Source organism: Vallitalea pronyensis, assembly GCF_018141445.1.
Lineage (GTDB): Bacteria > Bacillota > Clostridia > Lachnospirales > Vallitaleaceae > Vallitalea > Vallitalea pronyensis.
Genome location: NZ_CP058649.1, coordinates 5,323,805 through 5,348,457 on the forward strand (window position 1 = coordinate 5,323,805; position 24,653 = coordinate 5,348,457).

General features: G+C 36.2%; 22 protein-coding genes. 9 read left to right on the forward strand and 13 right to left on the reverse strand.

Annotated features, from left to right (window positions below; translation table 11 throughout):
- Positions 1–61 precede the first annotated feature (61 nt).
- Positions 62–1,000, forward strand: coding sequence for an AraC family transcriptional regulator (locus HZI73_RS22045; RefSeq protein WP_212695509.1), 939 nt, complete (start codon positions 62–64; stop codon positions 998–1,000).
- 359 nt (positions 1,001–1,359) lie between these two features.
- Here HZI73_RS22045 and HZI73_RS22050 read toward each other — a convergent pair whose 3' ends face one another.
- The gene (locus HZI73_RS22050; protein ID WP_212695510.1) at positions 1,360–2,907 is read right to left on the reverse strand and encodes a sialate O-acetylesterase; all 1,548 of its coding nucleotides are present in this window, start codon (positions 2,905–2,907) and stop codon (positions 1,360–1,362) included.
- A gap of 374 nt (positions 2,908–3,281) precedes the next feature.
- Complete coding sequence (locus HZI73_RS22055) at positions 3,282–4,295, reverse strand: DUF5050 domain-containing protein (protein WP_212695511.1); 1,014 nt, start codon at positions 4,293–4,295, stop codon at positions 3,282–3,284.
- A gap of 392 nt (positions 4,296–4,687) precedes the next feature.
- Between HZI73_RS22055 and HZI73_RS22060 the strand changes: the two genes are divergently transcribed.
- Positions 4,688–5,770, forward strand: coding sequence for a uroporphyrinogen decarboxylase/cobalamine-independent methonine synthase family protein (locus HZI73_RS22060; RefSeq protein ID WP_212695512.1), 1,083 nt, complete (start codon positions 4,688–4,690; stop codon positions 5,768–5,770).
- Here the strand turns inward: HZI73_RS22060 and HZI73_RS22065 are convergent.
- A complete protein-coding gene (locus tag HZI73_RS22065) occupies positions 5,765–6,628 on the reverse strand; it encodes a helix-turn-helix domain-containing protein (RefSeq protein WP_212695513.1) in 864 nt (287 codons plus the stop codon). The two genes, HZI73_RS22060 and HZI73_RS22065, sit on opposite strands and share 6 nt — an antisense overlap.
- 285 nt (positions 6,629–6,913) lie before the next feature.
- Here HZI73_RS22065 and HZI73_RS22070 point away from each other — a divergent pair, with 285 nt between their 5' ends.
- Genes HZI73_RS22070 through HZI73_RS22085 form a run of 4 tightly spaced genes read left to right on the forward strand, consistent with a single transcriptional unit; the run spans position 6,914 to position 9,906 of the window.
- Entirely contained in the window at positions 6,914–8,026 is a 1,113-nt protein-coding gene (locus HZI73_RS22070; RefSeq protein ID WP_212695514.1) for a helix-turn-helix domain-containing protein, read from the forward strand.
- A 1-nt stretch (position 8,027) separates the two neighbouring features.
- On the forward strand, positions 8,028–8,228 hold the full coding sequence (locus tag HZI73_RS22075; RefSeq protein ID WP_212695515.1) for a PLDc N-terminal domain-containing protein: 201 nt from the start codon (positions 8,028–8,030) through the stop codon (positions 8,226–8,228).
- Positions 8,228–9,145, forward strand: coding sequence for an ABC transporter ATP-binding protein (locus tag HZI73_RS22080; protein WP_212698903.1), 918 nt, complete (start codon positions 8,228–8,230; stop codon positions 9,143–9,145). The genes HZI73_RS22075 and HZI73_RS22080 overlap by 1 nt, the downstream gene beginning before the upstream one ends.
- Positions 9,142–9,906, forward strand: a complete 765-nt coding sequence (locus HZI73_RS22085; RefSeq protein WP_212695516.1) for an ABC transporter permease subunit — start codon at positions 9,142–9,144, stop codon at positions 9,904–9,906. Before HZI73_RS22080 ends, HZI73_RS22085 begins: the two co-directional genes overlap by 4 nt.
- Positions 9,907–9,986: 80 nt before the next feature.
- On the opposite strand, the gene HZI73_RS22090 is transcribed toward HZI73_RS22085, so the two are convergent.
- Positions 9,987–10,436: a DMT family transporter gene (locus tag HZI73_RS22090; protein ID WP_212695517.1), complete on the reverse strand. Its 450-nt coding sequence runs from the start codon at positions 10,434–10,436 to the stop codon at positions 9,987–9,989.
- 12 nt (positions 10,437–10,448) lie between these two features.
- Positions 10,449–10,871: a DMT family transporter gene (locus tag HZI73_RS22095; protein ID WP_212695518.1), complete on the reverse strand. Its 423-nt coding sequence runs from the start codon at positions 10,869–10,871 to the stop codon at positions 10,449–10,451.
- Positions 10,872–11,117: 246 nt separating this feature from the next.
- On the opposite strand from HZI73_RS22095, the gene HZI73_RS22100 reads away from it, so the two are divergent.
- A complete protein-coding gene (locus HZI73_RS22100; protein WP_212695519.1) occupies positions 11,118–11,810 on the forward strand; it encodes a Crp/Fnr family transcriptional regulator in 693 nt (230 codons plus the stop codon).
- A 166-nt stretch (positions 11,811–11,976) separates the two neighbouring features.
- Here HZI73_RS22100 and aldA read toward each other — a convergent pair whose 3' ends face one another.
- The 4 genes from aldA to HZI73_RS22120 form a co-directional block, all read right to left on the reverse strand.
- Positions 11,977–13,413, reverse strand: a complete 1,437-nt coding sequence (gene aldA, locus HZI73_RS22105) for an aldehyde dehydrogenase (RefSeq protein ID WP_212695520.1) — start codon at positions 13,411–13,413, stop codon at positions 11,977–11,979.
- Positions 13,414–13,503: 90 nt separating this feature from the next.
- Positions 13,504–14,601: a mandelate racemase/muconate lactonizing enzyme family protein gene (locus HZI73_RS22110; RefSeq protein ID WP_212695521.1), complete on the reverse strand. Its 1,098-nt coding sequence runs from the start codon at positions 14,599–14,601 to the stop codon at positions 13,504–13,506.
- Positions 14,602–14,669: 68 nt separating this feature from the next.
- The gene (locus HZI73_RS22115) at positions 14,670–15,743 is read right to left on the reverse strand and encodes a glycoside hydrolase family 117 protein (RefSeq protein WP_212695522.1); all 1,074 of its coding nucleotides are present in this window, start codon (positions 15,741–15,743) and stop codon (positions 14,670–14,672) included.
- Positions 15,744–15,942: 199 nt separating this feature from the next.
- Positions 15,943–16,557 carry a GntR family transcriptional regulator gene (locus HZI73_RS22120; protein WP_212695523.1) on the reverse strand — a complete coding sequence of 205 codons (615 nt, stop codon included), beginning with the start codon at positions 16,555–16,557 and terminating at the stop codon, positions 15,943–15,945.
- A gap of 621 nt (positions 16,558–17,178) precedes the next feature.
- On the opposite strand from HZI73_RS22120, the gene HZI73_RS22125 reads away from it, so the two are divergent.
- Positions 17,179–18,000, forward strand: coding sequence for a sugar phosphate isomerase/epimerase family protein (locus tag HZI73_RS22125; protein ID WP_212695524.1), 822 nt, complete (start codon positions 17,179–17,181; stop codon positions 17,998–18,000).
- 162 nt (positions 18,001–18,162) lie between these two features.
- Positions 18,163–18,552, forward strand: coding sequence for an ACT domain-containing protein (locus tag HZI73_RS22130; RefSeq protein WP_212695525.1), 390 nt, complete (start codon positions 18,163–18,165; stop codon positions 18,550–18,552).
- A 258-nt stretch (positions 18,553–18,810) separates the two neighbouring features.
- On the opposite strand, the gene HZI73_RS22135 is transcribed toward HZI73_RS22130, so the two are convergent.
- The 4 genes from HZI73_RS22135 to HZI73_RS22150 form a co-directional block, all read right to left on the reverse strand.
- Positions 18,811–20,358, reverse strand: a complete 1,548-nt coding sequence (locus HZI73_RS22135) for a DUF4489 domain-containing protein (protein ID WP_212695526.1) — start codon at positions 20,356–20,358, stop codon at positions 18,811–18,813.
- A 151-nt stretch (positions 20,359–20,509) separates the two neighbouring features.
- The gene (locus HZI73_RS22140) at positions 20,510–21,802 is read right to left on the reverse strand and encodes an ABC transporter permease subunit (RefSeq protein ID WP_212695527.1); all 1,293 of its coding nucleotides are present in this window, start codon (positions 21,800–21,802) and stop codon (positions 20,510–20,512) included.
- Position 21,803: 1 nt separating this feature from the next.
- A complete protein-coding gene (locus tag HZI73_RS22145) occupies positions 21,804–22,832 on the reverse strand; it encodes an ABC transporter permease (protein WP_212695528.1) in 1,029 nt (342 codons plus the stop codon).
- Entirely contained in the window at positions 22,832–24,433 is a 1,602-nt protein-coding gene (locus HZI73_RS22150) for a sugar ABC transporter ATP-binding protein (protein ID WP_212695529.1), read from the reverse strand. The genes HZI73_RS22145 and HZI73_RS22150 overlap by 1 nt, the downstream gene beginning before the upstream one ends.
- Positions 24,434–24,653 lie beyond the last annotated feature (220 nt).

Here is a 24,653-nt window from a genome sequence, read left to right on the forward strand (position 1 = left end):
TTTATCACTAATACATTTGTTTTCAATTTCATAACATGCCAAAATCATATATAATTAGGACATGGATAATACTATTATAAATAATTCAAATAAACTAAATAGCTACAATTTGAACTTTGTCATTGATAATTTTATAGTCAATATACTCAATTATAAGGTAGAGACATTTAATGGGATTGATGGGTATGATGTTCACAAACATTTCTGTTATGAATTGCACTACATTAAGAGTGGCTCGGGCCAAGTAACCTTTAATGAAAAAACCCATGAATTGGTTCCAGGAGATATGTATCTTATGTCCCCCAATATTGCTCACAGTCAATACATCTATGATCATCACATGATTGAATATGCTCTTCGATTTGATATCAAGCAACTCAAGTCATCTCCCAACCCTTCAACCATCATGGAAGAGTCTAAGCAAATTATTAATCTGCTGAAAAGGAGCGCCAATAAAATTATTCATCAGCAATTTGCCTTAGAGAAGCTGTTTGAAGATAGCTACCAAGAAGCTTTTGGTCAGAGACCTGGTTACTATATTGTTCTCAAACAATACCTTATGCTCATCATTATTGAAACAGCTCGCTCAGCAATCAATGATGATGATAAGGAAGCCATCTATCCGTTACCTACTCGGGACATTGATCGTCACAATATGAACACCATCACCCAATTCATACTGGATAATATTTCAACAAAAATAACCAATAAAACCATTGCAAGTCATGTTTATATGAGTGAAAGACATCTGTATCGCATCATCAAAAGGCAGACTGGTCTTGCAACCCACCAATACATTGCCCATCTACGGATTAATTATGTCAAAAAATTACTTTCTCAAAACTTATATACGCTAAAAACCATTAGTGAAATGTCTGGGTATTCAAGTGCTTTTCATCTTAGTTCTGCTTTTAAGCGACATACGGGGATGACGCCATCAAGTTATATTGATAGTGCGTTGGATAAGTATCAGCAATCGATTGAGCCTTATATTGAATAATATCTATCACAAAATAATGGATAGTTCGTTTTTAATTGGGGATAGGGGAAGTTTAGTGGATAAGCTTTTTATATCATAGAATAGGGTTGTTGAAACGTGTAGATAGACAACGGTTGTAATGTAAAACCCTATAGAATGATTATAAACGACCGTTGCGTTTGTTGCCTTTATCGATTTAAAAGGAGGGCAACAAGCCGCAAAGGTCGTTTATAATCATTCTATAGGGTTATTATTTTATCGCCACGTTTTTGAGAGTGAAAAACAGTAGTTTTAGTTATGTGGTTCTTTTAATGTCTGTAGTATCCTGTTTGTCGATTTGATTGTTTTTATTTGAGAGGATTATTTGGGGTCTTATTAGTTTACATAATGTGTTGTTTTTCTAAAAATACCTTAAAAGGTGTAACAGGTAAATCATTGAGATTATATAGTGCTATCTGTACGTTTTTGGAGAATCCATAAGATACACCTATTGGGTTTGATATGTTGTCGTTATGTGCAATAATTTTATGATCCATGATTGTTGCTTTTGCTGTTATAAAACGCTTGTCTTCACCACATAGCTGAAAGTTTGGCAGTTGTTCTGATATTTGTTTTATTTTTTCATTAAATGAGATGATGATAGAGTTTCCTTGTTTTTCAATATGGGTATAGGTAATTACACGGTATGTCTCTTCTTGATTGTATACCATGGATAGAGCTGATTCTGCTAACCGATTCCCAATGGGTTTCTTGTTAATAGGGTGGATATTATTCCATTCTCCATAGTCTACTGATATAACCATGGCTGTATGGTTTACTTTTTGAGAGACTTCCAGCTGTGCTTGGCGAACGATAGGCCATCCTTCATCAATATCAATTTCATCTTTTGCACCAAGAGAAGAAAGCTGTACAAAAACAAAAGGTAAGTCCTTTTTCTTCCAGGCATCTCGCCAGTTTTGAATCAGTGTAGTAAAAATTTCTTCATATAGCGTGGCATGAGGTCCATTGGCATTGCTCTCGCCTTGGTACCATATCACACCTTTTATGGTATAAGGTATGACCTGCATGACCATGTTGTCATATAGACCACATGGACGTTGAAAGTGTTTATAACCATAGGGAGGGGCTGGGGCTGGTCCATCGTCAGAAGTCATGTAACTTGTTAACCCTAATGCTTCAACTCTTTCATCAAGATTACCTTTTTCTTTCACAAAAGTAAGCATATCTTCTTGATAAGCATGAAATTCTTTTTCGTAGGCGGTAGCATTCAATTGCTTTTCTATGGTTACATAATCATCCCATAAAAATTTTAAGTTATCGTTAGTTATTAAATAATCTCTAGACATCCAAGCTTGTGCTGTGGTGCCACCCCAATTGCAGCTAATGATACCTATAGGTACATTCAAATTCCTTTGGAGCTTTTTAGCAAAATAGTAGCCAATTGCTGAAAAATGTTTTGCACTATGCTGGGTACATAATTCCCATTTTGTATCATGGGACTGTGTATGCTCAAAATGCCATCCATTGATCTGAGCATCTTGGAAGGGTCTGCGAGGTATTGTTTTTAAGCGAATCATTGGATTATCGCATACATTTTTCTCATTAGACCATTCTTTTGAAAAGAACAATGGCTGTTCCATATTGGATTGTCCACCTGCTAACCATACCTCACCAATCAAGACATCATTAAAAATTATCGTATGATTACCACCATGTATTGTCAAATCATAGGGACCTCCTGCTTCATGGATACCTAAATCAATACACCATTTGTTATTTTTAATTTTGCACATGTACTGCTGTGTCTTAAATAAAATTATTACTTCTACATCTTCTACACCTGTCCCCCAAATCAATATGCTTTCATCTCTTTGTAAAACCATATGGCTGCTGAACATAGGGGATACCATAAACATATCTGTAGCCATTATATTCACTCCTCATTAACTATTATTTTGTCTATTATGATACATCATGCTACTTTATCCATTGAACATTAAATCTAGTATACCAAATAAATGCCATCAATAACACCTATATAAAGTTTAAATAGGCCATCATTGATTACCTTTGAATCTACGGTCTTAAAAATACCTCAGCTTTAGACCATTGGCTTTGGCTGTTTCTGTTATGCTGTAAATGATTGCACTAGCTTTAGCTCCATGTACGGTATCAATGAGCTTGATTATTCATAGGGGGGAAAGTTCTTCTTTACTACTCATAAATTTATTATAACTTGTTTTTTAGATTTTATGTCCAACCTTATATGTACATTATATTATATCTCCATTCAAGGAGATCTTTATCTGATACTACTTTGATTACTTCCATCAACTTTTATTTTGCGTAATATGGTATTACTAAAATAGTATATATAATCTTGTGAGATATTTATTTTGTAAGGATATTCATTTAATAAGACATTCTCCTGATCTGGCTCATTAATTAATGACTGACATAGCTGATTTTTTTCATTTACATAGTATATTGCATTTTTATATATATTAAAATTAGTACGTTTAGTATTTTCAATTACTTTAATTTCATTTAAATCTTCCAAATCAATTTTATATATTCCATAATCACTGTACCATAATGTGTTATTATATATTACTAAGCATTTTGGACTATCGGCTTCACTCACTTTACTTTTTTCAATACCATCTAAACTAATCTTGTAAATCTTGCCGTCTTCTGGCCTTCTATCATCCTTTTTAGAAGTAGAGTATAACTTATCAATATAGTATATTGCTGATTCATTAATTATGAATTCTAAAACTTCTCCTTCATTTGAAAGTTGTTCCTCGAAACCATCTTTATATTCTATGTTTTTTCGGTAAAGAAATAATCCAAATATATTTTCAGTCTTATTTACCGTATAATATATATACTTATTCTTAACTATATATTGTTGAATTAAACAATATTTGCTACCTTCAAGTACTAGGCTAAGTTTTTTACTATTTAAATCAAGAGAATATACTCCTGAAACTAGTATATTTTCGTTTGGATGAGAAACGCTGACATTGAAATATAATATGCTATTATTAATAGATAATTGAGATATATTATCAACAAAAGTATATTTTTTCTCTAGGTGTTTAAATGAAAACAATTCTTCAGTGTTATTATTTTTCATGCTATATATTTTATTACTAACAGCAAAATAATCAATTCCTTTATCATGTACAATTATACTATTATTAGAATAATTTCCGGAACCTTCCTTTTCCCAGTTTTTATTTTCATTTGTTGCTAAATACATAATGCTTATAATAATCATAGTTAGTGTTACAATTAATTTTTTGAATAACATATTATATTTCTCCCTCAACCTCAAATTTGTTGCTATAAAGGCATACGTAGCTTGCTATGAAAAACTTCATATAATATTCTTATTATATCATAGGGATTCACTCATAAAAACTTTAGTCATCCACAAACAGATATTATAGACGGTATACTAGTATATAATTCGAAAGTGAGTAAACTATGGACAAAAAAAGTATAATGTGTACGTCAAAGATGTCAGTATATAAATAAGAAGGTAAACTCATAGTAATTCGTTCATATATCCAGGAAATCGTCCGCACTCCTTCCTAAAATCCAAAAAATAAGTCAAATCTATCAAAACCCAGTTATAGTTGCGTGCTAATTACCCATGTATAATGTAATCATCAGTAAAACTATTTAAGAGGAGTGAGTGACATGCAGATGATACATGGAACCATTGATGAGAAAAAAGACCGATTAACCAAGTGGTGGCATGGTCATGGATTAGGACGTCCTGCTATGCATTTAACCATGATGGATAAGGATTATTCCCTAAACTATCAAGGTGAATGCCCTAAGGGTGATATTCATCCGAAATATACGTTCAAATCAATGGCTTATCGCTTATATTTGGAAGAAAAGAATCTTTATAATAAGATATATTATGGTGAAGCAATACCATGCTGTGATGCTGACCTTGCAGCAGGCGTCCTTGCCTTATTTTTAGGTTGTCATGGTATTGAAAAGAAAGACACTGTATGGATTGAAGCTGATTTTGAACATCATGACACCATACCCATTCAGATTGATCCTGACAATTTTTATTACCAGTTTTTCTGGCGTTTGCAAACACACTTAAAAGAAAAATACGGTGATCTAGCCTGTGGGTTCCCTGATTTAATTGAGGGCATTGACATCTATGCTGCCATGGGGGGCACACAAAATACATTGTTTGACATAGTGGATTGTCCTGATAAACTCTTAAGGACCATTGAAAAGATTGATGAAGCTTATCTACACTATTATGATAACATCTATGAGAAAATTAAAGATTCCCGAGGGGGTTCGATGTTTTGGATTTGGGCTCCTGGCAAAATCTCTAAAGTTCAATGTGATATTTCTGCCATGCTATCACCGGATATGTTTAACCAATTTACCATGCCTACATTAAAAAAAATCATTCAGCACATGGATTATAGTATTTATCATTTAGATGGACCTGATGCCACACGCCATATTGATGCCATACTCTCCATTGATGAATTAGACGTTGTCCAATGGACGCCTGGTGCTTCCAGCGATATGCTTTCATGTGGCACGTACCATAGCAGATGGTATCCCATGTATCACAAGATTATAGAAGCAGGTAAAAAAATTATGTTACAAGGCATTAATTCATCTGACAAGTTAAAAAAGCTAAAAGATGAATTTGGAAAATCCTTAGGCAACTTTTATATTCAGTCACATCTAACAACGAAAGAGGAAGCCGATAAGATATTAGAAACTGCCCAATTATAGTGATAGACTCTTTCGATATTGAATTGGTGACAGACCCGTTCTCTTCTTGAATACACGATTAAAATAAGATACGTTTCCAAACCCACTTTCCATGCTGATATCTGTCACCGATTCATTGGTTTGTTTCAACAACCCTTTAGCATGGTTCATGCGCAGTGACAGGATATATTCTGTCAACGTCTTTTTCATAACCCTTTTAAAATAATCAGAAAAATAGGTACTATTCATTGCAGCAAGCCTAGCAACCTCATCTAATGATAGGGGTTGTGTATAATGTGCATTGATATACATAACTGATTCTTTTATCCGATCAAATGCCCTCTGTTCTTTATGATTGATGTCGCTAATCTGGTTATTTTCCAAAAAATAACGGTTGACTACAGCCAGCAATTTCATCAAGTTCGCTTTAATAATCCATTGATAATGGTGGCCTCTCATTTGGTCCTCTCGTATAATTTCTTTCATGATGTCATATAACTGTGTGGATAATGGTTGCTGTTTGGATATGCAGTGACTATAGTTTTTATTCCGTTGAAAAAAAGATTTTAAGTAACCATAGTCAAAGGTATTGGTTTGCCAAATAAGTTCAGGGTCAAAAATGATAACCAATAAACAGACACCTTTCTTAGAAAAGGCATAATGATGTTCTTCATTATTAATAATGATGATGTCACTTCGTTCAATGGTATAATGGGAATCCCCAATGATGTAGACACCTTCTCCATCAACCACGTAATTAATCTCCAAGCAGTCATGACTATGGAGGATTTCAGGTGTTGCTTTTTTCTTGGCTTCCGTTTGAAATATTCTAAAGGGAAATTTATGGGATAATTGTATATTTTCTTTGATGAATTCCATGGAGACCACCAACCTATCTATGAGATTTCCTATACCCAGTATATCAGAATAACTGCATAATAAAAATAAGTTAGCAAAAATTTAATGCTCATTCTAAAACATTGGTGATGATTTTTATGGTGCTTTGTTTTGGCGACTTCCCATAAGAAGTTGCCTGTTGGTTGATTTAATCCACTAAAATCAACTAAACATCCATTGTGAGTATGCATTTTATTCCTTATAATGATAGTAGTGAATGGCTGTAGCATTTAGCTCAGGCGTAAAATAATTGCAGAGGTGAAGTCGATGAAAGATATTAATATTGCAACAACCATTATGGAAAGACGTAAAGAAAAAGGCATAACTCAAGATCAGCTTGCGGAATATATCGGTGTCTCAAAGTCATCTGTTTCAAAATGGGAAACGGGGCAAAGCTATCCTGATATTACGTTTCTACCAATGTTAGCCACATTTTTTAACATCAGTATTGACGAACTCATGAATTACTCACCACAAATGACAATTTCTGATATCAACACGTTGTATCATCATTTAGCTAAAGCATTTTCTCATAGACCTTTTGATGACGTCTTATTGGAATGTCAACAAGTCATTAAAAAATACTATTCTTGTTTTCCTCTGTTGCTTCAAATGGCTACACTACTGCTCAATCACCAAATGCTTGCATCAAATGAAAACGTTCAGAAAGACATTTTACAACAAATTATAGATTTATGCCAAAGAATTAAGTCAGAAAGCGACGATATCTGGCTGGCAAAACAAGCCAATTCTATTGAAGCAGTATGTTACATGTTTTTACAAGAACCGGATACCATATTGGATTTATTAAGCGGTGCATTAAAACCAGATCAAAGTGATGCCATCATATTAGCGAACGCTTATCAAATGGCAGGTCAGCCACCCAAGGCAAAAGAAGTGATCCAAATAAGTATCTATCAACATTTAATGAACATGTTGGGTGCTTTTCCTTCTTTTCTTCTACTCTATGCAGATGATAACAAAAAGTTTGATGAGATCCTTAAGCGAGGGATTATTATCCTTGATGGATTCAAGATTGAAAGTCTCAACCCTAACATAGCCTTACAGATTTATCATGCAGCGGCACACGGGTACATGACTCAAAATGAACACAAAAAAGCCCTTAACATGCTCTCAATATATGCGGATGTTTGTACCAAGCTTTTCCCTGTAACCCATCACGGTGATGCATTTTTTGATGCCATTGATGATTGGTTTCTTACGTTTGATTTAGGAGTCGTGGTTCCACGTGATGAAAAAGTCGTTAAGGAAAGTATTCTTACTGACATCACCACAAACCCTGCTTTTGCACCTCTTGCTAAAGACCTCACCTATATGAACATCGTCAACACATTGAAAAAAAAGTTAGGAGGTATCTAATATGGAACAATTTATTGACTATTTGCCATTATTTATACCCATTCTAATCATCCAATTAACGTTAGCTATTATCGCGTTGGTTCATGTGCTGAAGCATCCCAACTATCGCTTTGGCAATAAATATTTTTGGATTATAATTGTGTTGCTTGTACAAATCATTGGACCTGTTTTTTACTTTATTCTTGGCCGAGGTGATGCATGATGGCTATTCTTCGTATTGAACACTTATCCAAAAGCTTCGGTTCTAAAAAGGTTATTGATGACCTTTCCTTTTCAGTATCCAAACACTCTATTTTTGGATTTATTGGACAAAATGGTGCTGGAAAGACCACCACAATGAAAATGATTCTGGGACTTATAAAACCATCAAAGGGCACCATTTCTGTTTGTGGAGAAAAGGTTACCTATGGGCAAACAAAAACAAATCGTCATATAGGTTATCTTCCGGATGTTCCAGCTTTTTATGGCTATATGAAACCCATTGAGTATTTAAAGCTCTGCGGCCAAATTACTGGTCTATCCCGTCATCAAATCAAAAGAAAGAGCGAGGAGCTTTTGACCCTTGTTGGACTTGGTCATGAGGAGAAGAAAATAAGTACTTTTTCTCGTGGGATAAAGCAACGTTTAGGTATTGCGCAAGCCCTGTTAAATGAACCCAAGCTTCTCATCTGTGATGAACCCACTTCTGCCCTTGACCCTATAGGCCGAAAAGAGATTCTAGATATATTGTATAAAGTAAAAGGAAAAACCACCGTGGTATTCTCCACCCATATTCTTTCAGATGTGGAGCGTATTTGTGACCATATCGCTTTGCTGGATAATGGCAAGCTGGCTATGTCAGGAACCTTATCCAAGATTAAATCAGAGCATCAGCAAAACAGCCTTCTTATTGAATTTCATACACATACTGATAAAGACCTGTTTCTTTCTACACCTTTACTGATGCCCTATACAATGCATATAGAGCAAAAAGATACACGTATCATTTTACATGTAACCGATCTTACTACCGCACAAACCACTGTATTAAGGGTGCTTTATGAGAACAATATTTTACCGGTCAAATATCAAGTTCTAGAACCAACGTTAGAAAGTCTTTTCGTGGAGGTGGTTAAATGAAAGCGTATATGGCCTTTACAAAGAAAGAGTTCTGCGGGTGTTTGCGTACCTACAAACTTTTAATCATATTGATTGTATTTACATTTATTGGGATGATCAGTCCAATAACTGCAAAAATAATGCCCGACATAATCGACACCTTTATGCCAGACAATATACACTTTAACCTACCTGAACCTACTGCCTTTGACGCATGGGCTCAATTTTTCAAAAACATGACACAAATGGGATTAATTATTCTTGTGATTATGTTCAGTGGTATAATGACAAAAGAATATCATCAAGGTACACTCATTCATGTGCTGACCAAAGGCCTGCCAAGGCATGTTGTCATTCTATCAAAATTCACCATGACTGTTGTTTTGTGGACAGTAAGTTATCTGCTTTGTTTTTTAGTCACCTATGCCTATACCCTTTATTTTTGGTCAAATGATACAGTCTCAAACCTTATCTTCTCTGTCATGTGCTTATGGGTTTTTGGTATTTTATTATTGGCACTTTTATTACTTGGTGGTGTTTTATTTAACAATACTTATGGAAGTCTTTTATTTACAGGTGGATTGGTTGTGTTTTTTATGATGCTAAACTTAATTCAAGGATTTCAAAAATACAATCCCATTAACCTGTCTACACACAATATGTCGTTATTGAAAGCTGTGAAAACGGCCTCAGATTTTATGCCAGCAATTATTGTAAGCAGTACCATGATAATCGTTACCATCATAGCTGCCATCATGATCTTTAATAAAAAACAATTGTGACATGTCGTATAACTGGACATTTGTTATTATATCCTCATCTATTAATGCATCAATTATTAGGGGAAAACTGAGGGATATCTCTAAAACCCCTCTTTTTTTGCTTTTTTATCACCTTTTATATAATAATAAAGCCCTATCATAATGATAATCCCTCCTACCACTTTTCCTTGAGACCATAAGCCAAATTTTACATAGTCAATGGTCATACCTGCTATTATCTGACCAATAAAGACTAACATGGTGACATAAACGGCTGGCAAGTGATGGATGATAATGCTGTTTAAAATCATGATCAATGAACCTGCTGCTCCCCCTAAAAAATAATAAAAAGGGATAGAATGAGGTGCCATGAATAAAGTATGCCATGATAGACCACCCATGATTGTTGCATATAGGATTGAACTCATAAGACCCACAAAATAATTGGTCATACCTGCTTGTATAACCCCCACCTGTTTTGCCAGATTACCATTAATTGAAATGCAAATGATAACAAGGGCTCCTGCTAGTAAAGCTAATAGGATAAACATGTTACCCACCTCCTACAGTGTCATCATGACGATCATACCCATAACCATCATCCCCATACCCGCTAATTTTGTTTTATTAATGGGACACTTTTTAAGCCCAAGTAATCCAAAATAATCAATTATGGTGGATGCTAACAGTTGACCTAGAATATTAAGACTTAAAGTAACAGCAGCTCCTAGAGCTAAAAAACATTGATTGTTAAAAAGTACGTTCATAATACCTAGTGCTCCTGCTGCAAATAGATAAATGGGCACACCTTTTACTGTCTTGAGTTTGGTACGGCTTCCTAGTAATAGAATGCAGGTTCCTAATAACCCAATAAAGTGAATGGCTAATAATGCTCCCTCATTTCCAATTGCAGAAGCCAATAATCCGTTAAATGCAACCATCAAAGCGATTAAAACCCCATCAAGCCCTGCTAACATCTTATACATTTCTAACACTCCTTCAGTATTTTTTATTGCCTTGATAGCATAGCACACCTATTCCATATGCCATTAGGACATTTGTCCAAAGGTTGTGGTATGGCTTATAGATATTTCCTAATCCATTGATTTCTATAAGCATTCTGGTATAATTCACTGTATAACCCCATCATCATGGAAAAAAGAGAGATGCAAAAAAAAATGGAGTCATGTATCCTATGAAAAACCATTGTTTACATGAGGAGGAAATTCGAGATGGTTATCTATACCGATCCCAAGCAATTAAATCACTACCTTACCTACTATCAGCTAAGTCATATCATCCATGATAACCTGCAAGAACATCATGTTTTTCATGCATTCAAGAAAGGTGAATTAATATGTGTTTTAGGTGAACCTTTGTCTTATTTCTACATTTTATTAGAAGGGGATGTGAAGGTATTCACCACATCCGTTGATGGTAAAATATTATCCTTGAGAATATTTAAACCCCCCATCAATCTAGGGGATATCGAGCTTATGAATAATACAGGATATCGATGCCATGTAGAAGCCTTAACCGATAGTGTATGTCTTGCATTTCCTATACAAATCATACGGTCCATTGGTCTAAATCAACCTGCCTTTTTAAGGTATCTTTGTTCAGATTTATGTCAGAAATTTGATAGTATCGCAAGTACAAGCTCTCATAATCTCTTATATCCTTTGCGGAATCGTTTAGTCAGTTACATGATGGAGTACCTTGACCAAGATACTCGTACCATCACTTTTCCTTTTTCCCATACAGCCTTAGCTGAATTACTTGGGATTACTTACCGCCATCTTACCCGGTCATTAAGTGAGTTGGAAAATCAAGGGCTTATTAAAGTGGAAGGACAGGTCATTCATGTGATAGATGAAGCCCAGTTATCCCAATTAAGTATGGATATCTATCCCCATCGTCAATAAATCAATCTTACTGAAAAGGTTTCATGTCTTCACCTAATAGACGTTTGTCGTAAAACATGTCATAAACTAAACAATAATATGCAGCATAAAAGGTGCCTTACGCTATGTAAGACACCTTAGTATATTTGAAAGTTACATGTATGATCATAATATTTGATTTGTGGGATTAATATTTCAAATAGACAGTACGTTTTTGTAGATAACCTTCAATACCGTATATACCGTCTTCTCCGCCTAGACCACTTAATTTATGGCCATTGTGGTAACCCTGCATCGCACCACTAATGCCTTTGTTGAAGAAAATAGTACCCACATCCAGCTCATTAATAGCCCGCATCAGTTTAGAATAATCTTTTGAGAATAAGTAAGCGGACAAACCGTATGGTGAGTCATTTGCAAAAGCAAGTGCTTCATCAAAACTATCCACTGCTGTTATGCCCAGTACAGGTCCAAAGATTTCTTCTTTTGAGGCACACATGTCTGGGGTAACACCTGTAAGAATCGTAGGCTCATACCAGAAACCTTTTTCATATGGACCATCTTTTAATCGACCGCCGCCAAGTGCAATTTGGGCACCTTCTGTAACAGTTTTTTGAATAATACGGTCCATCTTATCTAATTCCGATTCAGCCACTTTCGGTCCCATATCTACGTCTGTCATGGGGTCACCTATACGTAATTTCTTAGTTTCTGTAATCATCTTTGACGTCAATTCATCAAGGATGTTTTTGTGAACAACCATCTGCTCATTACAGATACACACTTGACCACAGTTGGCAAATCGTGAGTTAACGGCTGCCTGAACCGCAATATCTATGTCTGCATCGTCCATGACGATAAAAGGTGATTTACCGCCTAATTCTAAGGATAGAGCAGTAATGTTAGGTGCTGCAGCTTTGTATATGGCTTGACCTGCACGTACACTTCCTGTAACGGTAATTAACTTTGTAATAGGGCTGCTTACAAGAGCATTACCCAGCTCTATACCATCCCCTGTAACCAGATTAGCGACACCAGCTGGCAACCCAACTTCATGAATAATTTCAAAAAATACGGCAGCACTAACAGGTGTTAATTCATGAGGTTTGATAACCATGGTATTACCTGTAACCAATGCTGGTCCAAGCTTTCGACCAATCAATGCTAATGGGTAGTTCCACGCACATAAACCTACCGTAACACCATAAGGCACTTTTTGTATCCAAAGTTGCTCATTTGGTTGATCCGCAGGGAAGATATCACCTTGAATCCTTGTAGCTGCTTGAGCCGCATACAAGATATAAGCACATGTATCATCTACTTCAAATAATGCTTCTCTATAGGTTTTACCTTGTTCACTTACAAGAATTTCTGCCAACTGATTTTTTCTTTCTTTAATCTTATCAATAATCGCATAGAGGTATTTTGCCCGTTCAGGAGCTGGCAATAATCCCCAGACCTTCTGAGCTTTCTCAGATGATGCCAATGCTTTCTGTGCATCGATTGCATTACCAGCCTGAACCATGGCGAAGATTTCTTCATTCGCTGGATTTTGTACCTCCATTAATTCACCAGATGCAGAATCAACCCATTGACCATGAATATAATGTTTATAGGTATTCATTTTTCTCCTCCTATCTTATAGCTTTCTTATAAGAATCTTGTTTATAATTAAATCCTTTATTTATAACGCTTATGTGTCGTCTTACACCTATTATAAGGCTAGCTTATAGGGTTCTAATTTCTCCCAATTAAAGGTTACACCGATACCTGGTGTATCTGGTGCTATAGCATTTCCCTTCTCTAAAACAAGAGGTCTAAGGGTGTATTGGTCAATGGGAAAACTATGAACCTCCAGATAACTTCCATGGGGTATAGCCGCCAATAAACTTACATGCAACTCCTGCATACCATGAGTACATACAGGCACATTATACCCTTCTGCCATGGCAGCCACTTTCATCCAACCCGTTATACCGCCAATGTTGGACGCATCTGGCTGAATAAAGGAGACTTTACCAATCTCCATGGCGTAACGATGCTCGTAAATGGTATGTAGGTTTTCCCCCATGGCAATACCCACTCTTGATTTATCTGCTATTTTGGCATAACCTAAATAGTCGTCAGGTATGATGGGTTCTTCCAACCAGTATATATCATATTGTTCAAGCTCACTCACTGCACGAATGGCTTGGTCAACTGTCCATGAATAATTGGCATCAACCATAAATGTCTTCTCTGGACCAATGAGCTCTCGAACTGCCTTTACCCTTGCAATGTCCTCAGCCAATGTTTTTTGACCCAATTTAATCTTAAAAGCAGTGTGTCCATAATCCAATTCTTTTTGAATACTATCTAAAAGCTCATCCAGTGAAAATCCTAGATCAATACCCCCATAATAGGCTTTCGCTTTCCCTTCTTTACCACCTAAATACTTCCATAAGGGAAGCCCTGCTTTTTTGGTTCGAATGTCCCATAGAGCAATATCCACTGCTGATATAGCAAAAGATGCAATACCACCTCTGGCTACATAGTGCACCCGCCAATTCATATCATCCCATATGGACTCAACAATGGTGGCATCTTGACCTAATAAATGAGGCTTCAAGTCCGATTCAATCATATGGTAAATGGCTTTTCCACCTACACCACCTGTATAGGTATACCCTGTACCTGTTGTGCCATCTTCTAGTGTTACGGTAGCTGTTATTAATTCAAAGTGTGTATGAACGCCATGTTTCGCATCGGACAAGGGCTGGCTTAATGGCACTTGAAAATAAGCCGCCTCAACGTGTTGTATTGATTGTTTCATATTATGTTACCGTCCTTCCAAAAATCTGCACTTCCAGGTTATCATCATCCTTCATCATGAGCAGACTGTTACTTATCATTAAAACTTCGTCTTTCATGGTAATATTCACGTTGCCATAAGTCCATATCGAAACGAACAATGTAATTCCACCCGTCATGACAGATATGATATAACCCCCACTTAATGCCACATAGTGGATCTGTTGTACTGTAGCTTCTAAAAGGCCCTGGTGCTTCTGGCGCATTTTTTATCATGGACATAATATTAAAATTAATGCCATCCTCAGCATATTGAATGGTGTTTTTTTCAGGACCATCCGTTGTGAGCATCGCCACCATACCTTCTTTGTATGGCCATAAAATTGTTTCATGCCCACTATTGGTGATGGGGTTATAGGGTGAACGTACATATGGGCCTGTTGGGTTATCCGCTATGGCAACACCCCACTTGGTTTCTCTGCCTCCCATGTAGAGTTGTTCTCCCATGGTCTCTCCTTTATAATAGAGATAGTATTTGTCACGATAATAAAATAGCACAGGATCATGTACTTTATGGCTGTCAAACTCACCTTTATGCTTAACCGAAAGATGATTATCTTCTTCCCCTAACCATTCCCCTGTATCCGTTGGCTTTAAGATAGGTTGATCTACTTTTTTCCAAGGTCCATGAGGTGATTCAGCTATTGCCATACCGATGGTATTTTTAGTTCTTCTTAAATAAGGATGCTGGACTGCTTGATAAACCAAATAAAAGTGACCGTCATGTTGAAGGATTTCAGGTGTAAATACACTACGGTCATCGTAGCATCCTTTTTCACCACGACCAACAGCTCGACCTTCCTCTTTCCAGGTATAGCCATCTTTGGAACTGGCATACCAGATTTCTGAATAATCCCATGGCCAAACTTTTGCATCTAAATCCCCTGTGCCAAAACCTGCATGAGGTCCTGTATTTTTTGTGTACCAAGTATAATAGGTACCATCGACACACAATACGGCACTTGGGTCTCGTCGATTTACGTTTTCTTCTTGGTCGAGTCCTTTTATTTTTGAATATCTAAATTCACAAAACCACTCGGGTCCACGTTCAAAATATTTTCTTTCTCTTGCACGTATGGTTGCAATACTTTCTTTTTTCTGCATAATAACCTCCAATAGAATTGTATGAAAAGAACACACATAGATCTTATAGGGTTGATCCATGTGCTGATGTATGTTTTTAAAAGTTACTTGTATGGTATTTACTGTTTATGGATAGATTTTTTAGATGGTCATGGAACAAAGCTAAGCGTCGTTTAGCAAAAGGGGATACCTTATATGAAAAGAAAAATACATGACATGCTTATTGAATATTTGTATTTAATAACTCAATGGTCTGCTTTTTATCCTTTTTCTTGATGGCTTCGAGTATATTTTGATGTTCCATATAGGATCCCATTAAATCATTAAATCGGTCATAACGGTATACCATGCAATTACCTATAAACATCCATAGCTCTAACAAATGGGTATCTTTATAGTGCTCAACCAAATATTTATGGAAACGGTTATCCAATATTTCAACTGTATTGATGTTATCTTCTTGACATGCTTTTTTCATTTGATCTAATATGTTTTCTAAATGTGCAATATCGTCATCCGTAATAGTTTCTATTATATGTTCTATAACAAAACCTTCTATTTCTTTCCTCAAGTGAATCACTAAATCAAGGACATCTTCTTTGGGACGATAAGCCACCCTTACACCTGCATTGGGTTTTGCAACTAAGAAACCCTCTTTTGTGAGCTCTTTTAGAGCATCTCTTACAGGTCCTCGACTAATCCCAAATTCTGTGGAAAGTTCTTGTTCCCGTAACGGGGTATTTTCAGTTAATTCACCATTAACAATTCGTTCCTTGATAGAGTTTTTAATTTGTTCAGAAATGGTTAAAAAAATCATACTGTCATTCATCTTCATTTCACTTCTTTCATTAATCATTATTCACGATGTCATCTATACTTAATGGTATTTATTATAAATTATAAATAATTAATTATCAATAGTTTATTGTCATCATTTCACTAGAATCATGAATATCGATTAACAAGCTTTTATCGCTTATCTGATTATAGAATCATATTAAACATGACGCAATGTCTTTAAAAGCTAAACGGCGTGATAAAACACCTTTCACATCCTATGACCTCTTGTTTTGTTATTATCATCAACCCTTCTTTTCATACATTTGAGTAACAGGTTTCCACACACCATATAAACAAACCCTAAAAATGATGGTATATGAATACCATACCACGGAAATTGTATATTGTCAACAATATACAATCAAGTTGTCATTCTATATTTTATAGGACAACCTATTTTAATCTATTGGATTATATGATATCAACAGAATTACTGAATTACATACCTCCTCTCAATGAGTTTAAGTTATTTTTAGTTATTATTAATAATTATAATTTATTATTTATTTCATTTAATTACATTTTATTAGTTTTATCTTTTCTTTTGTTTTTTTTTATGTTAAAATAAAAACAAACTAAAGTAGCCTAGCAAAAATTAAAAAGGAGAATTGTATCCATGAAAAAATCACTACATACAAAATCAGTTAATGGATGTAACTTATTAACCGCATTAAGTATCGCCCAGAAATCGGGGTTTTCTGGTGTAGAAATTGTAGCATCAAAATTGGATGCCTATTTAGCTGAGGGTTTTACAGCTGAAGATTTGGCTGCTGAGTTAAAGGCAAAAAATCTTGAAGCCATTTGTATTAATGATATCTGTCACATCGAAAGCCCACGACCTGAAGCTTTAGAACAGATGTTAGAAGAAGCGCATCGATATGCTGAAGTAGCTGAAATCATTGGGTGTAAGTATATTCAACTTGTTCCACTTGTAGAATTAGATGGATATGCTTGGGATGCTATTCTAGACATTACCGCTAACAATGTGAAGCAAATCTGTGATATTGGCGCCAATCATGGTGTAGCCTTCCAACTTGAAGCTGTAGCATGGTCCCCCTTTCGCTCTCTCAAAAGAGGTCTTGCTCTCATTGAAAAAGTGGGTAAAGACAACTTAGGTATGGTTGTTGATACGTGGCATTTTTGGGCAGGTGGCGAGACACAGCCTGAAGAAGTGGCAGCTATGGACCCATCACTTATCTATAACATTCATTTTTGTGATGGTAAAAGACAAGCCCCTGATACCGTGTGGGATGAAACCAAGTTAAGAGGCTATTATTTTAATGAAGCTGACATTCCGTTAGAGGATTATGCCAATGCCATAAAAGCTTCTGGATATAAGGGCTGGTGGTCGGTTGAGCTGGTAAGTTCAAAACACTGGGAAATGGATGCTATAGCAGTTGCAAAAAAACTCAGCGACGATATGGATCATTATATGTAAACATATAATAATTTTTATAGAACCTATCATAAACTTTATAAAAACTGATGCCCTTTTAAGAGAGGAAGGCACGCTATATACTTATATATGAAAGAACATTGCATTTTACAGTATATTACGCTATAATACAGGTTAAAAATCAGTTAGAGAAAGGGCGTAACTATGACAAAAAAATGTATATCCCTGAAACTACTTCCTGAAATATATGGTGTTGTTCGTCTAGATCCTCATGTATCTATACCTGAGTGGGCTACTAAAGATGGCTTTTACTCCATTACGAAAACATCTGATGAGCTTTCTATTGTATGCTTACAACATCAGATACCCCCTACTGTTGTATGTGAAAAGGATTGGCAAATTCTAAAAGTATTAGGTCCATTAGATTTTTCATTAGTTGGTATATTAGCCAGCCTTAGCACACCACTAGCACTTAATGGCATCAGTATCTTTGCCATATCTACATATGATACAGATTATATTCTGGTGAAGCATAAGGATGTTTCTGCTGCTATTAAAACATTATCGAATGAAGGTTATACGTTTATACATTAACCTTGTATATGTTTATGCCAATCAGCATCTAAGGTAAATAATCCGTTTGATTAAATTAAATGTCATTTCCTATTTCAAAAATACGTTATAATAAGTATTCATTGATAATCCTATATGTATCGGAGGAAAGATGGTTATCGTTAGCCATCTCTTTTCTTTGTACAAAAATAGTATGGCGCAATATACCATACTATTTTTTAAGGACTATTTTACAACCACCCCATTTTTATACATATAGAAAATAATCCTTTATATATTTTAGGATTCCCAAGCTAATGCAGCTATTCTAACATCACTTATGGTCACTGCACCAGTGTCTTCTGTTGTTCCAAATGGTGTAACGGTTACGAAATAGTCGCAGCATCCAGGGCATGTTATACAGTCGCAAGCAATAAATTGGAAAGCACCTGTGCTCCTTGTAATCCTATCAAAGTTTCCAAGTACCCATACGCCTATTGGTACCGGTATTTTATTATGACACATTCTGAATAATTCAATCTGTAACTGTAGTGCTAAAAATGCAGGGTTAAATAAAAAAGTTTCAAAGCTTATGACGCTAGAAAACTCGATATTTACCATAGGATTACAAAAGTCCGTTGTATCAATAGCAACCTGACCTACCTGCACTCTGTCTGTAGAAGCCTCAGTAAACTTCCTTAGCCCTACTCCATTGCCGCATTCAAGGATCATTTCTTTGGGTCTAGGATTTTTAAGAATAGCATTAAGGCTACCTTTCTTTTTACATCCTTTATAATCATCATTAAAATGGTCACTAGAGCTTTGGGCAAATGCATTTATTCTGGCATGATCAATGGTCACATCCACGGTATCAAGATCTGCACTTAATTCATTAACTGTAAGGATTACAAAATACTCACAGCAGCTTGAAGGCGCTTTACATTCACAGAATGTAAAATTAAAGATTTTCTCTATCTGTTCAGGGACTTGAGAACCCGTTTTATCGTATTTCCAAATTCTACGTGACAAAGGTTCTCCATCACGACAAACACGGAACAATTCAAACGCAAGTTTTACATCTTCAGCACTTATTATTGAAATATTACAAGCAAATTCAATGAGTACCTTGGGATTGATTAAGCATGTCGTATCCACTGAAACATGAGCTATGCCAACAGATGGTGGAAGTGCCTCAGGTCTCTTAAATGATACGCTCCCATTACAATTTCCACATACAGCCAGTATATCCATAGGCTGAGGATGTTTTTCTTTTTTATGGTTACCCTTTGAATGAACTTCAGATTGATTATTTGGACAAGCCTCTAATGATTGAGCAAATGCAGCCATATTCCCATTGCTAACCATGACTGTAGCATTGGTAATCTCAACTGGTGTGACAACTACAAAATACTGGCAGCAATGTGAACAATTTGTGCGCTCACAAAAATTGAAACTAAAGGTCTCTTCTAAAGTATCCAATGCATCAATTGCAGCAATAAATTCCTCGTACATCCAAGTTCCTAATAATATTGGATTTTCATGATGACAAGATTTAAACAATTCATATCTCAACCTAATAATGCCACCTTGTATGTTCGTCGCTAAGTTAATCATACGTACAGAACTAGAAAATTTAATCAATACTTTTAGTTTATTTAAATAGGTTGTATCGAGGGTTACATGGGCTAATTGGAAGGGAGCGTCACTTGTTGAAGTAAAAGTACTGCTTCCTGTACCCTCACCGCATTCCAGTAAAACTTTCCTTGGCATTGTATGATTAGGTTTACATTTAACAGCGACTTTATCTCCTTCGTTTTTAAGTTCTCCATGGTGATTACGATAGGACATTGATATACCTCCATCTATTTTTATAACTTTTCATTTATATCTGAAAATAAGGCATATACTCCATTTTTACTATATCTTATGTCCTTCTAATCATTTAGTGATTATTTTACCCTCCCACCTTTTTGTTTGATATGCTAACAGCCTAAAAGGATTAGCTCCGCGTATGCGCATTGTTTATCTGATCCAGCATATGCTTTTTCCATCCATGAAGACCTAATGAAATTCCGATAACCCCATAGACTACAAATGCTCTAAAAAATTCGCCAATCTGAGCATCTCCAAATAGGGCTTTGCCGGCCGTTGGTGACACGATGAATACCATATGAAAGAGAATGACACCTGTAACTGCGTGACTAATTTTTGCGTTGGATACCGATGCGCCACCGATTAAAATTGCGGCGATGGAAAACATACCTACTTGCATATGACTCCCATAAGTGTTCATGGTACCTATATTTTGTAAAAATATAATCTGCCCCCATGCTGCAAGAACTGTAGAAATGATAACAGCTTTTATTCTTACACCATTAACATGTATACCCGATACTTGAGCAATACGCTGGCTCTGACCTACTGTACGGAATTTTTGACCAAGTTTTGTTTTCATTAACAGCCATGTTAATGTACATAGTAAGGCAATGACGAACCAAGTGACCATCGGCACTTTTAGATTTTTATACATACTGTCCCCAAGGAGTATGGCCACGTTTATACCAATCAGCACAACGCTAAGTCCTGCATAAATCATGAATGTCTTCTTATGTTTTTTCTCCAGTTGATGGTTTCGATGCCTTAGCCAAAGCCTTATCCCTTGATACAAGCATAAGATAATGGCTGAAGCGATGATGAGATGACATAATTTCATACGCCATATACCATCTAGTGCATATTTTATACCTGGATGGTCTTTCGTTCCTGTAAGGGCAATACTATTTCTTAAACCAATACCGTCTGGCTTAATCATCGGTGAATTTTTCATTGGAATAGCCGTACCAGCCAATACAAGGAAAAGAAATTGGTACAACCCATTGGCAAAAAAGCTGACAATAAGACCTGCTATCATTTCTTGGCCTTTCGTTGCATTAAATAATTTGCCTGTTAGATAGCCAAACAGAATGGCTATGGGTAAGGCAATTCCCAAGCAAGTCATAAATCCTGGCAGCCCTCCAATACGCCAATAAGTCACTATGATAATGGCAATCTGGCCGGCCATAGCGCCAACCACCAGTCCAAAATTCAGCCCAAGACCAGCCAATATGGGAATGAGTAAGGATAATACCAGAAAAGAATTTCGGGATATACGATTAATAAGCTCACCGATCATATAAGGTACGCTTAACTCGGATAACATCATACCTATTAAGGATAGCACAATAAAAATAATGGAGACGATGTGCTTAATAAAGAAGTCTTTTAACCGTTTTTGATCCATCACTTTATTCATCTTACTGCCTCCCATCTACTTTGGTCAAAGCGTATAAAATAATGCCATTTTGTACAACCATTCTTACCATCTCCGATATGTTGCCTTCTGGGAATATTTTATTAGCTACTGGCATGGATGTTGTCAGTAAACCCTGAAATAACAAAACCCCTATAAGTACATGGGAAACCTTAGCCCGCTTAGCCGTAGCCCCTCCAATAAGTATGGCCGCCACTGCTGGAAAAGCCATCATGAGTGGTCCTCCATAGAGCTGTACAAAGCCATAACTGGAAGAATACACAATGATACCGATTGCAGCTAGGACCGTTGATAGTATATTGGCTATAATACGCCCTCTATCCATATTAACCCCTGATGCTTCTGCAAACTGAGGATTCATCCCTGCTGCTAAGATGGCAGTACCCGTACTGCTTTTAGTAAATAAAAACACAAGCAGACATACCCCAAGAAAGAATAGAATGAGGCCAGTAGGGATGAATACGTCACCAATGTGAAAAGACCAGAAGTTATTCAACACATAGGCAAATGTTTTTTTAAGGGTAAAGGTATTTCTTAATCCCTTACCAATAGCCCAAACCATCTGTTCGCTGGAAAATGGTAAGAGCAGCCAAGCAATGCACATAAGCTGTACAAATGAAAAACCTGTATAGGTGGCAATGGTCAGCTCGGAACCTTTTACTGCATTTAATAATTTTCCATAGAGATAACCAACAAGGATGGCCAGTGGTAGAGCAAATATAATGGCAAAGATAAATCCTAAAATACCGATAAAACCAAATTCTACACTGATAACAGCTCCCATTAAGCCACAGATTATACCTATAGGTAAAGCAAAGTTAGGTCCAACACCGGATTGAATGGAAGGAACCATGGCTAATACAAGTATACCGTACATACCAAAACGTCGGATAATATCACTGGCTAACATATGCATTTCAATGCCTTGAAAGTAAGCTGTTACAAGCACACCAATAAATAATACCGATATGATTAACCGTGGCAGTCCTATTTTTTTTATGATGTGATGCATTAGGCTTCCACCTCCTGACCCTGAATTTGTTCCATGGTCTTGCCTGACATCAACAATCCAAATACCTTGTCCTTGGCTGTCGGTTTAACCATTCCTGCTAATTTTCCTTCACTGATGATGGCTATACGATGACAGATGCTTCGCAGTTCCGCTAATTCTGAGGATGTCATAATAATCGTCATACCATGCTTACGATTAAGGGCTAACAGCAAATCCAGCACACGTTTTTTTGCACCAATATCAATCCCTCTAGTGGGTTCAGATACCAATAGTATATTGGGATTCTGGGTTAAAGCTCTTGCCAAACATACCTTCTGCTGATTACCGCCGCTTAACCTTCCAACATGTTGAGCCGTTGACGTACATCGTATATCCAATTCCTTAATCATCTTCGTTGTATGTCGCCTAATGGCCCAAGTATTTTGAAATTTAAAAGGACCGATCTTGATTAAAAATTGTTTATTGATATGTAAGGATGTAAAAGCAATATTCATGTCAATGGTATCATCTAATATCAGACCAACGCCTTTTCGGTCTTCAGAAACAAAGGCAAATCCATGCTTCAATACCTGCCTTGTATGCAGATAAGAAAGCTCTTTGCTGTTATATATAATATGGCCAGATGCTGGGTATAAACCCATAATACCGTTGGCGATACCGATTTTCCCTTGTCCAGCTAAACCACCAATGCCAAGAATCTCACCTCGATATACTTGCATGTTCATACCGTGAACTTCTTCACCTGGCATCATCACATGAAAATCTTGAATATCCAGTATAACTTCTTTATCTTTCCTATCCACAACAGCTCTGTTTTGTATGGTTATCTTTCGACCTACCATGGTTTCAGCAATCTCGTCGATGCTTATGTCTTTTGCTGCCTTATGACACACCAATTCACCATCTCGAAGTATGGATACTTTATCGGCTATTGACATAACTTCTTCAAGTCGATGTGTTATAAACAGTATAGCAATACCTTTTTGAGCTAATTTTTTCATGGTTGCCAATAAGTTTTTTGCTTCACTTTCTGCCAACACAGCTGTTGGTTCATCAAAAATTAAAACTTTTATATTGGACTTATCAATCTCTCTGGCAATCTCTATAAATTGCATATGACCTACAGGTAATCCAGCCACTTGGAGCCATTCTTCTACATTCAAATTGACGGTTTCTAGTGCTTGTCTCGCATCTTCTCTCATGGCTTTTATGTCCAATGTTTTTAACTCTTCACCAAATACACGACTAACGATATTATGCTTAAGGGTTTCACGATTTAACTTGATATTCTCCATAATGGTAAAGCCTGGTATGAGCATAAATTCTTGATGGACCATACCGATACCCCAATTCATGGCATCCTTCGGTGACTTCACATGCATTTTATTGCCTTCAAAATAAAGTTCACCTTGAAACCCACCAGATTGATGGATCAGACGCATGCCAAATAATATGTTCATGAGTGTGGATTTACCTGCTCCATTCTCACCCAATAAACAGTGTATCTCACCTGAATTGAGTGTCAAGTTAACATCCTTCAATACCTTATGTCCATCATATGCTTTACTAATATTCTTCATTTCAAGTATACATTGTCCCATAACTTCTCCCACCAATCTATTTATCAACATATACCATCTATGTATCGTAACCTCTGGATATGTTGTCATGTAACATTTAATAAAAGCTAGCTTGTTATGTATCTCCTTTATGACCGAGATGCTTGTGGGTTATGATTGATATACAATCTCACTTGACAGTCTGAGAGGCTGCACCATTTAAAAATATTGACTTGTGTGAATAATAATCGGTTGCATTTCA

Excerpts from the sequence above, each read along its gene's own strand:
- HZI73_RS22045 (WP_212695509.1), top strand. The coding sequence starts at position 62 with ATGGATAATACTATTATAAATAATTCAAATAAACTAAATAGCTACAAT.
- HZI73_RS22050 (WP_212695510.1), bottom strand. The coding sequence starts at position 2,907 with ATGGCTACAGATATGTTTATGGTATCCCCTATGTTCAGCAGCCATATG.
- HZI73_RS22055 (WP_212695511.1), bottom strand. The coding sequence starts at position 4,295 with ATGTTATTCAAAAAATTAATTGTAACACTAACTATGATTATTATAAGC.
- HZI73_RS22060 (WP_212695512.1), top strand. The coding sequence starts at position 4,688 with ATGCAGATGATACATGGAACCATTGATGAGAAAAAAGACCGATTAACC.
- HZI73_RS22065 (WP_212695513.1), bottom strand. The coding sequence starts at position 6,628 with ATGGAATTCATCAAAGAAAATATACAATTATCCCATAAATTTCCCTTT.
- HZI73_RS22070 (WP_212695514.1), top strand. The coding sequence starts at position 6,914 with ATGAAAGATATTAATATTGCAACAACCATTATGGAAAGACGTAAAGAA.
- HZI73_RS22075 (WP_212695515.1), top strand. The coding sequence starts at position 8,028 with ATGGAACAATTTATTGACTATTTGCCATTATTTATACCCATTCTAATC.
- HZI73_RS22080 (WP_212698903.1), top strand. The coding sequence starts at position 8,228 with ATGGCTATTCTTCGTATTGAACACTTATCCAAAAGCTTCGGTTCTAAA.
- HZI73_RS22085 (WP_212695516.1), top strand. The coding sequence starts at position 9,142 with ATGAAAGCGTATATGGCCTTTACAAAGAAAGAGTTCTGCGGGTGTTTG.
- HZI73_RS22090 (WP_212695517.1), bottom strand. The coding sequence starts at position 10,436 with ATGTTTATCCTATTAGCTTTACTAGCAGGAGCCCTTGTTATCATTTGC.
- HZI73_RS22095 (WP_212695518.1), bottom strand. The coding sequence starts at position 10,871 with ATGTATAAGATGTTAGCAGGGCTTGATGGGGTTTTAATCGCTTTGATG.
- HZI73_RS22100 (WP_212695519.1), top strand. The coding sequence starts at position 11,118 with ATGGTTATCTATACCGATCCCAAGCAATTAAATCACTACCTTACCTAC.
- aldA (WP_212695520.1), bottom strand. The coding sequence starts at position 13,413 with ATGAATACCTATAAACATTATATTCATGGTCAATGGGTTGATTCTGCA.
- HZI73_RS22110 (WP_212695521.1), bottom strand. The coding sequence starts at position 14,601 with ATGAAACAATCAATACAACACGTTGAGGCGGCTTATTTTCAAGTGCCA.
- HZI73_RS22115 (WP_212695522.1), bottom strand. The coding sequence starts at position 15,743 with ATGCAGAAAAAAGAAAGTATTGCAACCATACGTGCAAGAGAAAGAAAA.
- HZI73_RS22120 (WP_212695523.1), bottom strand. The coding sequence starts at position 16,557 with ATGAAGATGAATGACAGTATGATTTTTTTAACCATTTCTGAACAAATT.
- HZI73_RS22125 (WP_212695524.1), top strand. The coding sequence starts at position 17,179 with ATGAAAAAATCACTACATACAAAATCAGTTAATGGATGTAACTTATTA.
- HZI73_RS22130 (WP_212695525.1), top strand. The coding sequence starts at position 18,163 with ATGACAAAAAAATGTATATCCCTGAAACTACTTCCTGAAATATATGGT.
- HZI73_RS22135 (WP_212695526.1), bottom strand. The coding sequence starts at position 20,358 with ATGTCCTATCGTAATCACCATGGAGAACTTAAAAACGAAGGAGATAAA.
- HZI73_RS22140 (WP_212695527.1), bottom strand. The coding sequence starts at position 21,802 with ATGAATAAAGTGATGGATCAAAAACGGTTAAAAGACTTCTTTATTAAG.
- HZI73_RS22145 (WP_212695528.1), bottom strand. The coding sequence starts at position 22,832 with ATGCATCACATCATAAAAAAAATAGGACTGCCACGGTTAATCATATCG.
- HZI73_RS22150 (WP_212695529.1), bottom strand. The coding sequence starts at position 24,433 with ATGGGACAATGTATACTTGAAATGAAGAATATTAGTAAAGCATATGAT.